Source organism: uncultured Gimesia sp., from assembly GCF_937919775.1.
GTDB lineage: Bacteria > Planctomycetota > Planctomycetia > Planctomycetales > Planctomycetaceae > Gimesia.
In genome coordinates this window covers 1-13,509 of sequence record NZ_CALFPF010000450.1, presented here as the reverse complement: position 1 = coordinate 13,509, position 13,509 = coordinate 1, and the positions used below count along the sequence as shown (strand labels likewise).

General features: G+C 50.6%; 11 protein-coding genes. 7 read left to right on the top strand and 4 right to left on the bottom strand.

Annotation, left to right across the window (positions count from 1 at the left end; genetic code table 11):
- The 3 genes from Q0294_RS12845 to Q0294_RS12835 all read left to right on the top strand — a co-directional run.
- A partial coding sequence (locus Q0294_RS12845) for a glycosyltransferase (RefSeq protein WP_299465845.1) occupies window positions 1-1,166 on the top strand: 1,166 nt, incomplete at its 5' end.
- A gap of 83 nt (window positions 1,167-1,249) precedes the next feature.
- On the top strand, window positions 1,250-1,954 hold the full coding sequence (locus Q0294_RS12840; protein WP_299465842.1) for a class I SAM-dependent methyltransferase: 705 nt from the start codon (window positions 1,250-1,252) through the stop codon (window positions 1,952-1,954).
- A gap of 90 nt (window positions 1,955-2,044) precedes the next feature.
- Window positions 2,045-3,607 carry an arylsulfatase gene (locus Q0294_RS12835; protein WP_299465840.1) on the top strand — a complete coding sequence of 521 codons (1,563 nt, stop codon included), beginning with the start codon at window positions 2,045-2,047 and terminating at the stop codon, window positions 3,605-3,607.
- 57 nt (window positions 3,608-3,664) lie between these two features.
- On the opposite strand, the gene Q0294_RS12830 is transcribed toward Q0294_RS12835, so the two are convergent.
- Window positions 3,665-4,591, bottom strand: coding sequence for a hypothetical protein (locus Q0294_RS12830; protein WP_299465837.1), 927 nt, complete (start codon window positions 4,589-4,591; stop codon window positions 3,665-3,667).
- Between the two features lie 306 nt (window positions 4,592-4,897).
- Here Q0294_RS12830 and Q0294_RS12825 point away from each other — a divergent pair, with 306 nt between their 5' ends.
- The gene (locus Q0294_RS12825; protein ID WP_299465835.1) at window positions 4,898-5,755 is read left to right on the top strand and encodes a deoxyribonuclease IV; all 858 of its coding nucleotides are present in this window, start codon (window positions 4,898-4,900) and stop codon (window positions 5,753-5,755) included.
- A 185-nt stretch (window positions 5,756-5,940) separates the two neighbouring features.
- Entirely contained in the window at window positions 5,941-7,791 is a 1,851-nt protein-coding gene (locus tag Q0294_RS12820) for a hypothetical protein (protein WP_299465832.1), read from the top strand.
- 109 nt (window positions 7,792-7,900) lie between these two features.
- Here Q0294_RS12820 and Q0294_RS12815 read toward each other — a convergent pair whose 3' ends face one another.
- Window positions 7,901-8,251: a PilZ domain-containing protein gene (locus Q0294_RS12815; protein ID WP_299465829.1), complete on the bottom strand. Its 351-nt coding sequence runs from the start codon at window positions 8,249-8,251 to the stop codon at window positions 7,901-7,903.
- Window positions 8,252-8,809: 558 nt separating this feature from the next.
- On the opposite strand from Q0294_RS12815, the gene Q0294_RS12810 reads away from it, so the two are divergent.
- Window positions 8,810-11,035 (top strand): MMPL family transporter, encoded by a 2,226-nt coding sequence (locus Q0294_RS12810; RefSeq protein WP_299465826.1) that lies wholly within the window; start codon window positions 8,810-8,812, stop codon window positions 11,033-11,035.
- A 351-nt stretch (window positions 11,036-11,386) separates the two neighbouring features.
- Window positions 11,387-12,520, top strand: coding sequence for an SDR family oxidoreductase (locus Q0294_RS12805; RefSeq protein ID WP_299465823.1), 1,134 nt, complete (start codon window positions 11,387-11,389; stop codon window positions 12,518-12,520).
- On the opposite strand, the gene nusB is transcribed toward Q0294_RS12805, so the two are convergent.
- Together nusB and ribH are read right to left on the bottom strand one after the other, a co-directional pair.
- Window positions 12,513-13,076: a transcription antitermination factor NusB gene (gene nusB, locus Q0294_RS12800; RefSeq protein ID WP_299465819.1), complete on the bottom strand. Its 564-nt coding sequence runs from the start codon at window positions 13,074-13,076 to the stop codon at window positions 12,513-12,515. The genes Q0294_RS12805 and nusB overlap by 8 nt on opposite strands.
- A gap of 78 nt (window positions 13,077-13,154) precedes the next feature.
- The coding region (gene ribH / locus Q0294_RS12795; RefSeq protein WP_299465816.1) for a 6,7-dimethyl-8-ribityllumazine synthase at window positions 13,155-13,509 on the bottom strand (355 nt) is incomplete at its 5' end.

Here is a 13,509-nt window from a genome sequence, read left to right as displayed (position 1 = left end):
GAGTGGAGATCATTGTTGTCAGTGATGGATCCACCGACCGGACGGCGGAAATTGCGCAAAGTTTTGAAGACGTACAGGTAGTCGTGTTTGAAGAAAACCAGGGTTATGGGGCTGCCATCAAAGAAGGCTGGAGACTCGGACGGGGAGATCTTGTCGGGTTTCTCGATGCCGACGGAACCTGCGATCCTCGATTCTTTACCAATTTATGCCAGACCGCGATTGCCGAAAATGCGGATGTAACGCTCGGGTCTCGCCTCGGGGCCGACTCGCAAATGCCGGCAATCCGCAGAGCGGGCAACCGGATGTTCGCCTTCCTGCTGGGATTATTGTGCGGCAGAAACGTCACAGATACCGCGAGCGGAATGCGGGTTGTACGCCGTTCGGCGTTGAAGCACCTGTATCCGCTTCCCGATGGCCTGCATTTCACTCCTGCGATGAGCGCGCGGGCGTTGATGAACAATTTGCGTATTATTGAAATTCCGATGAAATACGAAGAACGCATCGGGGAAAGTAAGCTGAGCGCGCTTTGGGACGGGTTCCGTTTCCTCAAGGCAATCGGTGAAGGTGTCCTCTGCTATCGGCCGGAAAAGATTTTCCTGACAGGTTTTTCTCTGTGTATGTTATTCATACTGGTACTGGCGGCTTATCCTGCAGAGTTCTACTTTCAAAACCATCGACTGGAAGAATGGATGATCTACCGGTTTGTGGTTTGCCAGTTTCTCGGTTCTTTTGGCATTACATTACTGCTGGCCTCGGCACTTGCCAACCGGATGGCTCTCCTCAGTTCACGTCGTGATGAATCGGTAGGATTCTGGTCATCTGTGGTTGCCAGCCTGTTTACCGGCAAACCATTGGCTGTGATCGCCGGTTTCCTCACCGTGTTGAGCATCGGATTCCTGTGGCCTGGTATTGTGGAGTTTGTGACGACGGGCAGTATTACTTTGCACTGGTCACGCTTGATTGCAGGGGCATTTACGCTCTTTACCGTTTTTCAAATGCTTATTTTTTTCGTGCTGATGAAAGTGGTTGCGATTTGGAGTTTTGAACAGCTTACCGCCAAAAATTACAGATCGGAAATGATACGGAATGAATCGCATGCTGTTCTCAACAAGAACTATCAAAAACTGATTCCGGCAGTGGAATCTTCGCTGCACGTCATGAAATGAAAATGTTCTCACGACTTCACTCTCACACGGTCCCGGGCCGGCGTGTTGAAATCTTTTCATAAATATTTCCATTCGGGTCCAGTATGAACACTCAACTGAAAGAGACATCCTCGCAGATCAAATATTGGCATCCGGGAATGGAATGCTGTGATGAGATCTGGGAAGCCGCGTATCGCCGATTCGAGACGCCCGAACAGGAAATGAAAAAATTTCTGAAACGGTTTCAGAAACTCGGCGTTGATCAGTGGGATCCGCATCAAGATGTCGTCGAATTATTTTGCGGACAAGGCACCGGTCTGCATGTTCTGGAAAAAATGGGTTTTCATTCCATCGAAGGAGTCGATCTGTCGCCGCATCTGCTCGAACAATATCGGGGATCGGCACAACTGTATGTCGCTGATTGCCGGGACCTCAAATTTGAAGATCACAGCCGGGATGTATTAATCGTTCAGGGCGGGCTGCATCACTTACCGGCTCTACCCACGGATTTAGACCAGACATTAAGTGAAATGCATCGGGTGCTGCGTCCGGGAGGGCACGTGGTTATCGTGGAACCCTGGCGGACACCATTTCTGCGTTTTGTGCATGCGGTCAGCGAAATCAAACTCTTCAGAAAACTTTGGCCGAAGTTAGACGCATTTGCAATCATGACCGAGCAGGAACTTACCACCTACGAACAATGGTTGAGCCGGCCCGAGGAAATTCTGTCTCTGCTGCACAAGTACTTTCAGACGGAACAGCAACTTGTGGCCTACGGCAAACTCATGTATGTTGGACGAAAGATATGATGTGGAAATGGCGCTGCACTACATTTGGCAGAGCCGTGATATCAGTCATTTAATTTCATCCGATCAAGTCATTACACTGAGAGAATTGACATGCGCCGACGATTCCTGCTGCTGTTTTTGACCGGTTTGCTGTTCTTTGCGACTGGACATGCGCAGGCAGAACAGCCGAACGTGATTGTCATCATGGCCGACGACCTGGGTTACGGCGATGTATCCTGTTACGGTGCGACGGAACTCAAAACGCCGCACATCGACCGGCTTGCTGCAGAGGGGCTGCGATTCACGAGTGGTTACTGTTCGGCTTCGACCTGTACACCGACGCGTTATTCGTTTCTGACTGGGACGTACGCTTTTCGCGGCGAACGGACCGGGATCGCGCCGCCCAACGCGCCGGCGATCATCAAACCGGGCACCGAAACGGTCGCCTCGATTCTCAAACGCGGCGGTTATGCCACGGCTGTCATCGGCAAATGGCATCTCGGACTCGGCGGAAAGGGGGGGCCGGACTGGAACGGTTCACTGAAACCGGGCCCGCTCGAAATTGGCTTCGATACCTGCTTTTTGCTCCCAACAACCAACGATCGCGTACCACAGGTTTATGTTCAGAATCACCGTGTGCTCAATCTCGATCCCGCCGATCCGTTGTGGGTGGGGGAGAAAAAGCCGAACCCCGATCATCCGACGGGCTTAACGCATCGCGATACGCTGAAGATGGACTGGTCACACGGGCACAATTCTACCATTCACAACGGCATCAGCCGTATCGGCTTTTACACCGGCGGTCATGCCGCCCGTTTTCGCGATGAAGATCTGGCCGACAAGTGGGTTGAGAAATCGATCGAGTTTATCGAACAGCACAAAGCCGAGCCCTTCTTTCTGTTCTTTGCCTCGCACGATATTCATGTCCCGCGTATGCCGCACGGACGGTTTCAGGGAAAGACATCACTCGGTTTTCGCGGCGATTCGATAGTGCAGCTTGACTGGTGTGTCGGCGAATTGATGAAAACACTTGATCGACTGCAACTCGCCGAAAACACGCTCGTCGTGTTCTGTTCCGACAACGGTCCGGTACTTGACGATGGCTACAAGGACGGAGCCATTGAGAAGATCGGGAAACACCGCGCCGCCGGCCCGTATTCAGGCGGTAAATACAGCGTTTACGAAGGGGGCACGCGCACGCCCTTCATCACGCGCTGGAAAGGCCGTATTCAGCCGGGGCAAAGTGACGAACTGGTCTGCACGATCGATCTTGCCGCCAGCCTGGCTGCGCTCACGAAACAGACTCTGCCGCCAGAGAGTTGTCTGGACAGTTTTAATGTGCTGGGGGCTCTGCTGGGTGAAGATAATGCAAAGGGACGCGACCATCTCGTTCAACAGAATAATGGCAACAACGGGACTTACGCACTGCGCGTCGGGGAATGGAAACTACAGCGTTACGACAAACAGACGGCTAGAAATATCGTTGTCGAGAGACAGTTGGAAAATACCACAGTGCCACAGTTTCAACTCTTCAACTTGGCCAATGATCCCGCGGAAAAAACAGACGTATCTGAGAAGCAGGCTGAGATAACGGCAAGCCTTAAAAAGCAACTTGCCGGAATCATAGAGCAGGGACGCAGCCGACCGGGAGCGGAACGCGGTTTACGGAAGTGATCGCGGGGAATCTTGTTCCACCCGAAATAATTCTCGTTGGCCGGGTGTTCCGATTCGTTACCGTGGTGGGAGACCCGCGATGAGAACCATTTTTTGATTACCCCAAGTTAGCTCCCGTCCGCCAGCGCCCAATGTTGCCTCGCCGCTCTGGCACGCGAGTCGCCGCTTGCCGCCTTCAGTATAGAAATACCAATTAAATGTCGTGTAGTAGTCCGATGTGTAACGTGGCGAATTGACGCGATTGTTGGTGTAGAGGATAAAGTCCTTATTATCGCTTGTCTTATAGATGGCCTGTCGTTGGACACGAGTAAACTGAAGCTTCCAATACTTCCGGTTCACCGGTTTCCCTTTTCCGGACAGGACATTGTCTGGTTTCTCCAGAAATGCGATGCGGTCGAATTGCGGGTCGATGAAATTCACGATTACCGTTGAGCCATGAAATTCGTAAGTCCCGATTTTGCGGTCCCCGTCCAGCACAAGATTATCCGGCGTAAAGGCACATGTCAGCCGGATGAACGTACTCGTTCCGGGTAGGACAGCCACTAACTCCCACAAGTCGACGATCGAGTCACTCAGGGCAATGGTCGGTCTGGTCCCGATTAGTGTTTCCCCTGCCGTCTTCGGCATCAGAGCGGGCGCGGCTAATTCGGTTTTGAGTGTGACGCCATTCATTAATACACGACCGTTAAGGTGCCAGCCACCGACCCAGTTTCCTTTATAAAAAGTCCCACCTGCTCGAGGCGCTGCTTTACCCTCCCTGCCAAAGTCGACGCCTTCGCGGGTTAATGTCCAGGGAAGCCCCTTGTCGGTCTTGCCATCCGACATCAGTGTAAGCCGTCCGTTGTTGTCCAGGTGCTTACGATAGGTAGTGACAACTTCCCAGACAGCGATCTGATCAGCGGCCCCGGCGATTGCTGTTCCCAAGCCCAGCAGGATGACCAGCATGATACCAGATCGCTTCGCCTTCGAAATCATTCCTCTCATCAGTTCGTACCTCATCAGTTTGTAAGAGCTAAGCTATTCAGCGCAAATAATAACTAAATGAACATAAAATAATGACTCAATTCTATCAGATGTGCAACGCGTGTCTAGTTAAGGGGTCTGCAGTCCACTGCAAATTCGTAATGCGCGTTTCCCAGTCAAAATCAAAGCCAGGTTAAAGGGGCTTTTATCAATAAATGGTTCTGAAAACAGGCATTTTGTCATTCATGTGCAGGTATTCCGCTTGCGTGGCAAACGCTGTCCCTTTCGTTATACTGAATGTTTTAATTACTCTGTTGGATGAAATTCATGCCTTTGCTGGGAGCACACCAGTCGATCGCTGGTGGATACTATAAAGCTGTTGATATTGCAGCCCAATTCGAAATGGATTGCGTGCAGATCTTCACCAAGAATAATAATCAATGGCGGGCTAAGCCTCTCACAGACAAAGATGTCAGCCTGTTTCGAGATCGACTGGAAGCGACGGGAATCACTCATCCCTGTTCTCACATGAGTTATCTGATCAATCTGGCGAGTCCGAAAGACGAGCTGTGGGACAAATCGATCGACTCGGTCGTGGTGGAGTTGGAGCGGGCAGAAGCATTGGGACTGGAGGGGGCCGTCATGCATCCCGGGAGTTTTGTAACCTCCAGCGAGCAGGAAGGGCTGGACCGGATTGTCGCCGCCATTGATCGGATTCATCAGCAGACCGAAGACTTTGCCACACAAATCTGGCTGGAAACAACGGCCGGACAGGGTTCGAATCTCGGGTTTCGTTTCGAACAACTGGCCTATCTGCTGGCGCAGGTGCAGGAAGGACAGCGATTAGGAATTTGTGTCGATACCTGCCATATTTTTGCCGCCGGTTATCCGCTAATTGAAAAATCGGAATATGCGGCAACGATGGCAGAACTGGACGAAGTCATCGGCTATGATCGGATACGCGCTTTTCATCTGAATGACAGTAAATGTGAATTCGGCAGCCGCAAAGACCGTCATGAGAATATTGGGCGGGGATTTCTGGGACTGGAACCGTTTCGCCATTTGCTGAATGATCCGACGTTTCAGGACCGTCCCATGTATCTGGAAACCCCGAAAGAGGAAGAGGAGGGGGTGCCGCTGGACCGGATTAATATGGATACGTTGCGTAAGCTCTACCGGAAATGAGCAATTTTCTCAAAGACTGCTAAAATCCCTAATAGCCTCTCATGTTATCAATTTCGCCCCGTCGATATATGTCTACAGGCATTTCGTCGGGTGCGGTTGCGCGCTTGATATCGGTGCTGCTCAAAACCTCAACTCCCGATTGAGGTTACTTCCCGTGATCCAGGAAGAGAACAGGATTTGTCGTTGTGAAGATCGGTCTATTAAAGCAATACCGGTCAACGGTTTATTCGTTGGCAGTAATACTCGCATGTTTGACGGTGGGCTGTCTGAGGCAACCCGCGGAAGTCATTTCACAATCCGGCAAAAGTGCCGACAACCCTCTGATTGAATCGCATCACAGTTCCAGCTTTAACTATTTTGAGTCGAAAAAGAAAATTTCTCCCCAGCAGATGGTCGCAAGGCGCAAAGTCGGCGGAGCTTCCCCCAGGGTTGATGCTCTAGGCTTTGAGGAAGAAGAGCCGGTGCGCATCAAGCTCGCAGGAAACTACGTTCCCGCTCCTGCGAACTCAGCAGAGCAAATACAAAAAAGCGCCAGGAAAATTGTCGATAAAAGGGCTGAGAACTGGCGAGCCAAATCTTTGATTGAATCGGCAAAGAAGTATCCGTCAAATGTGGTAGCAACCTACCATCAGAGCATGGATCGCATCAAACTGGCATCCGGTTCGACGACGAAGGGGATTTCTGCCGGGATTGAGCCTGTTTCCAATACGGTTTCTGCATCACAGGAACTGCTTGCAACAGAAGGGAAAATAGCTGCAACTGAAGTGGATACTTCCGCAGCAGAGCTGTTCCGAGTTGAGGAAGTGAGCCGCTATAATGATCAGTCCGCGCAGCAGGATGCTCCGTCACAAACCTCGCAGTTGGGAAAAAATCTGCCTCAGGATCTGAAACAGGAAAAACCGACATTTGGCGATGTCAATCAGGAAATGCGACGGTTTCAAATCAATTCCGTCATGGAGCGTGCCAAACGGGAAGCGGAACGAAAGAACTATGAGTACGCCGCATTTTTAGCAGAGCAGGCGCTGGAATCGAGCTATCGTGGGCATATTGCGTTCAATCCCGAAGAGGAATCTCCGCAGATGTTACTGCAGAAGATTAAAAGTTTGGTCTCTCCCCTGCAGGATACGGAACTCAGACCTATCGAGCATACGAAACCTGATGTGCAAACCAATGGCGGTCAGATTGTCCAAAACTTTCAATTTGCACCTTCAGCCGTTCATCCACTGAAAAGACGACCGGTTGCAACATCAAAAGAAATTCGTCCCCAGCCCAGAACCTCATCTGGAACGAATAACGAATTGCCGGTCATTGTTCCCCGCAATCTGGGAACAGAGGGGCAGACAAACACAATTCCACGCCGCAATTTGCCTGCCCCGCAGGAGCGGGAAAACCCGCGCGGAATTTCACTGGACACTCCCTCGTTTGACCAGCAGCCAGAAGACACATCCGAATTTCCGGTGCCTGAAAAAACACACCCACGACAATCGAGTTCTGTTCCTCAGCGAACCCTGAAACTGGAACTTGAAGAGATTCCGAATGAACCACCGGCCAAAATCCGGTTAAGTGGTCCTGAGCCGGTTCAGCGGGAATCGGTAAAAGAGGCTGAAAAGTCAGCCTCACCAGGGCCGCAGTTAATGCTGCCTAATCTCCCTGCTGTGCCTCAGGATCTCACATCCCAGGCTGATCCGCATCAGAATCATCAGACAACGGTGCTCAATCAGAGCGGACGGAATCAGGGGATTCCCACGGCTCCTGTCAAATTCCGGTCGAAAATACAGGAAAACCGTCAGAATGACGGGGATTCCGAGACCGGCATTGGACAAAAACTGGTGGGAGCGAATGAAAACAGGCCGCTTGTGGAATCGGCTTTGACGCTGGATGAAATTGAATGGGATCTGGATGAAAAAAGACGTCCACAACTCAAAAGCGCTTGGTCGGGGATGTCCACCATCCTGTTAATTATCGGCGGGGCGATCATCCTGCTGCTGTTGACGATTATCGTCATCCTGTTGAAGCGGGGTAATCCTTCGACCTGATTCCTTTGTGGACGAAGCAGTGGACTCGGAATCATTCCGAGTTCGTTAACTGAAGATTGACGGTCGCTGAGGGCACTTATTTCGAAGTCTGCCGAACAGGGGCAGCGGATTAATTTTCCGGTTTGGAGATAAATTCGCCACCGCTGATAAACATGCCGTTATCACAAGGCGTACACCACATGATTTTCACGCGGTATTCAAACTCCCGCGTTTCGCTGGCGAGTTTCACTGTGACTTCACCGGGATTCAACATGCCTTTGTGCAGCAGTCCGAGTCCCTGACGACTGATTTCCCGTGTCATTGCTGAAATGGTATTACCGCGCGATGTCTTTACTTCGGCGGGAACGGACAGCTCCAGGCGGTCCACATCTCTCACATTCACCGCATCGGTGTTACCAAAGCTTTCCAGCACGTGTTTCAGGTCATCCATTGACGGACGGCTCCACGGGGTCTCTTCCATTGAATTTACTCCTGCTCTTGAAGTCTTTGCGGGAACGATATTCGATTTTTCATACGAATCTGATACTGAAATATAGGATATAAAAATAATCAAGGTTTTGTTTTTACGTTCAGATTGCAGAGTGTGCAGCATTCTTCACGCCCGCGCATGTCGTCTGTGCAAAACCATGCAAACAATCCGCCCGCACCTGTTAAAAACTAACAGTTATAACGCCCGACGAAGCAGCAGAATCTTATGTAGTACTACAAGTTGTAACGATTATTCGACCCTCGATGGCGCGTGTTGTATCAATCATTCCAAAGACTCCTGCAAATTCTGCTATAACGTTTGTTGTTTAATAAATCCCCATGACGCGGCGCGGAGAGCCGGTTCGATATGAGATTGGGATGATCTCAGTATTAACCGGGGTGGTCTCAGTAATAAATAGTTCAAGGTTATTTTGAGTGATGGAACTGTCCCTTCATCATTCGGAATTGACTTCTCTTTATTGATTACTTTGATGAGAGAACTTGAGCAGGCTCGAGCAAGAGAAAGCAGATTGATCTACCAATACTTATGATGATCTCTTCTTTTTATAAAAAATATAGCAGGCAACTAATCTGGGGCGTCTTTTGCACGCTTCCAATTCTGACATTTCTGGCAGAATCGCTTCCTTCCAACAACGACATCGAAACCTGGTTGCCCAACGACTCCGATGTGCGAATCGTGTACGATCGATTCAAGGCAGAATTTGGAGCAGAAGAAGTCATCCTGGTAGCGGTGCAGGAGGGGCTGAATCAGCCCTTGCTGATCGAAGCAACTGCCAGCCGAATTGAGACATTACCTACGGTCAGACAGTGCTGGACTCCACAACGGCTCAAAAAGATCTTAACCGAACTCAAAGTCGAACCCGGGGAAATCGATCAACGGTTGAACGGCCTGCTGATGAATTCTGAGAAGAATGTGGCAGGTATTCTCGTTCTGCTTTCCGATGCGGGAATTAAAAATCGTGCCGGTACTGTGGAAGGCATTCGCGAGAAACTCGAGTACAATCAGTTGACAGGAACAGAAGTGCAACTGGCGGGCGCCCCCGTTGTAGTAGCCGAACTCGATCGCCTGGGCAGTCAAAAAAACAACAAAAAATTCTTTATCATCACCTTACTGATCAGTCTGGTATTGTTGTATTACTCTTTTCGGGAATGGAAAAAAACGCTGGCCACGCTGGGTCTGACGATCTGGGCAATCAATCTGACAACGGCAATCATCTACCTGGGGGGAGGCGAAATGAACTTCATCCTGGGTGCGCTTTCGGTGATGGTCATGGTCTTCACCCTGGCGATTTCCATTCACGTACATCATTATGTAGCCAGTTGTATTAACGAACCGGACCCCCTGGCGTCCGCTTTGCGTATTGCCTGGAAGCCCTGTTTTCTGGCAACACTGACCACGACGATTGGTCTATTTTCCCTGACAGTCAGCCAGATCGGCCCCGTCATTCAATTCGGCTATGCAGCGTCAATTGGAACTTTTGTGTCGCTGATCACCGGACTGGGACTCACTCCGGCCGTGTTAACACTCTGGCCCATTGATCCGAGAACGGTACACGCGGGTGAACTTCGCTGGGACTTTCGACGGTGCGCTAACTGGCTGATCGATCATTCCGGTCGTGTCTCGATTGCGACAATTGTCCTCGTGATGATTACCGGCGTCGGTCTCTTCGGCCTCAAAACGAAAATCGACCCCCTCGATTTTCTACCCTCGGACGGCAGAGTCATTCAGGACGTGCGTGCGGTTCAGAACGACCTGACCGAACTGGATTCTGTCGAAGCCATAGTCGATTTTGGTGACGAAGAACTTCCCTTCCTCAAAAAAATCGATCGGATTCGCAAGCTGGAAGAGACGATCAAACAACATCCCGCGGTGAAACACACCATGTCTCTGGCCAGTTTTTTCCCGAAGCAGTTCCCGGAAAGTCCATATGAGACAGCCCGGCTGTTATCACATGCTCAGTCCGCGCATGGCAAGAATGATTTTGTCTCTGATGGCGATCGTTTGTGGAGAGTTTCAGCGAGAATTCGCAGTGATGCTGATATGCCACAGGATCTGGTGTTTGACCAGCTGACGGCGCTGATCAACGATCCCCACGTGATTCTGACAGGAGTGGCTCCCTTGTTAAGACGGGCCCAAAGTCAAATTTTCACCGGTTTCTGGGAAAGCTTCTCGATGGCATTTCTGATCATCACGGTCATCATGATTGTTTCACTGCGTTCCATCAAAGCCGGTCTGATTGCGATGGTACCCAATCTGACACCGATTTGTATCGTCTTCGGCATTTTGGGCTGGTGTCAGATTCCGATTGATATTGGAATTATGATGACGGCCAGCATTGCATTGGGCATCGCCGTGGATGGAACATTTCACTTCCTCGTACGTTATCAGGACCAGTATCGAGTAACTCGAAATTCTGCCAAGTCGTCACGAGATTCACTGCTGATGACAGGAGAGCCGATATTTACGGCGGCTGTGATTACCGGTGCGGGAATGATGGCGCTGACATTGAGTAATTTTGTTCCCACCGCGCGTTTTGGTTACATGATGACCTCTTTGCTGGGAGCTGCCCTGGTGGGGGATCTCATTTTACTCCCCTGTCTGTTGGCGCTGCGTCCTCAGAAACCGGTTGATGAGGAAGATACTGATCGAAACAGCAGTAACGATCAGCCTGAGAAGCAGCATCCGCATGCTCCTCATTTCCTCAATCAGAATCGGCGGGGAACAAAAGATCAATCAGAGAAAGCAGTTGCATAGAACCGGTTCCGGGAACAGCAGCAATTGCTCTGCCAAAGTGCCCGCTTTTCAGTACCCCTTGATTGATATATGAAGCCAGTTCATTATCATTGACTCCTCCCCGGTCTGGTCGGGTTCCCACTTCTGTTTTGCCGCAGGCCTCATCTGATATGAGATTTGTGCTCCAGAGGAAAAATCTGATTCGGACTGGTTGAGTTGAGTTTTTCAGGCAGCGAGCTGGCCTGTGTCCAGGTTTATTGTAGCGTCTTCCAGGCCGTTCGGATCGAGTATCATCGCATGGTGACGCTCTGCTCACATGGGACGCGCGATAGCTTCACTTTTTACTTTATTGAAAATACAGCGGAAATCAAAATGGGATATCATCTGATAACAGGTGCCACAGGATTACTGGGACGATATTTAATTCGGGACTTAGCATCTGCGGGGGTGCCTTTAGCCGTTCTGGTTCGCCCCACTCGGCGTATGACGGTTGACCAGCGCATCGACATGATCATGGGCTTCTGGGATGATCAGATGGGACGTGAATTGCCGCGGCCCGTTGTGCTTGAGGGAAACATTAATGAAGAAAATCTGGGGCTGAGTCCCGAGCAGCTGGACTGGGCAACCAAAAATGTGGACCACATGATCCACTCTGCAGCCAGTCTGTCGTTTTACAGTACCAGCCTGGAAAGCGAGCCCTGGCGATCCAATGTAGGGGGGGTGAAAAAGGTTCTCGATTTTTGCAAGACCGCGGGCATCAGAAACTTTAATCACGTCTCGACCGCTTATGTTTGTGGTCTGCGTACCGGAAGAATTATGGAATCCGACGTCGACGTCGGTCAGGAAACCGGAAACGATTATGAACGCAGTAAACTTGAGGCTGAATTGCTGGTACGCAGTGCAGACCATTTTGATTCATTAACCGTCTTTAGACCTGCGATCATCATTGGCGACTCCAAAACCGGATTTACCAATACGTTTCATGGGTTTTATGCTGCTTTGCAGCTAGGTTATACATTGACTCAAATGCAGACTCCCGATGAAACAGGGCGGTTGTATGCGAAATCCCGCTTCACTCTGGACGGCGATGAATCAAAAAATCTGATTCCCGTCGATTGGGTCTCTGCGGTGATGGCATATATTCTGACGCATCCCAAGCATCATGGGAAAACCTATCATCTGACGCCGCTGCATCCGGTGCAGTCGCGGCTCGTGCATGATGTACTTGAAGCGACGTGTAATTTTTACGGCTCAGAATTTGCGGGCGGTGGTGTGGAACTGAAGGATCCGACCGAAGCGGAGCGGCTCTTTTATGACCACATCCGGGTCTATAATTCGTACTGGCGCGATGATCCGGTTTTTGACAGTACCAATACCCAAACAGCGGCACCACACTTACCCTGTCCGCATATCGACCGGGAATTACTGACTCGACTGTCCCGGGTGGCGATCGATATGAATTTCAGCTGGAATGATCGAACGCCGCATCGCTTTGGCGTTAAGTAGCCCAGGGGTTATTTAACTTGCGATAGGGTGTGGAGGGGGGCTTCGGATGCATCTTCTCCTGGGGAGACTGCTTCTCCAGAGGCAGATCTTCTGCAGACTCATCCAGCTGATCTACTGCCGGAAGCGCCGGTTTGGCTTCCGCCGGCGTAATCTGGTTATCCGCACGCGGCACCAGTTTGTCGAGTATTCCATTGACGAACTGGGAAGAGTTTGCGCTGCCAAATTCTCGGGCCAGTTCAACGGCTTCATCAATCACGACAGCCGTAGGAGTGTCGGTGTGCAGTAATTCATAACCGCCGAGCCTGATGATATTACGGTCCGTGACAGCCATCCGTTTCAGGCTCCAGTTTTCGGCGACCCGAACAATTTCTGCATCAATCTGCGGCTTAAACTCCATCACACCGGTAAATAACTGCCAGGCAAAGGTACGGGTAGTATTATTGCGACCATGCTCATCGATCATACGACGCACATCACCCCCGGTAATATCAGGGTTCAGATCGATTTGATAAAGCATCTGCACGACCAGTTGTCGGGCCTGTTTTCGAAGAGACATGAGAGCATCACTAACACAAATGGAGAATTATTAAAACAAGAGCCTCGATGTACTCTGGTTGTTGCCGGCAAGGCAAAATTACGTTTGATCCTGATCAATTGACTGCAGCAGGTTGATCATTTCAATCGCCGCCAGAGCAGCTTCGCTCCCTTTGTTTCCGACTTTTCCGCCTGCACGGTCCAGTGCCTGTTCCATCGTTTCACAGGTCAGAACTCCGAATAATACAGGCACACCACTTTCCTGGCTACTGCGCATGATGCCAGCGGCAACCTGATGATTAATATAATCATGGTGCATGGTACTTCCCTGAATGACGGCTCCCAGGCAACAAACGGCCTGATAGCGGCCGCTTTTGGCCAGACGATCAGCAATCAGAGGTAACTCGAAAGAACCGGGCACCCAGGCGACAGAAATATTTTTTTCCGATCCGCCA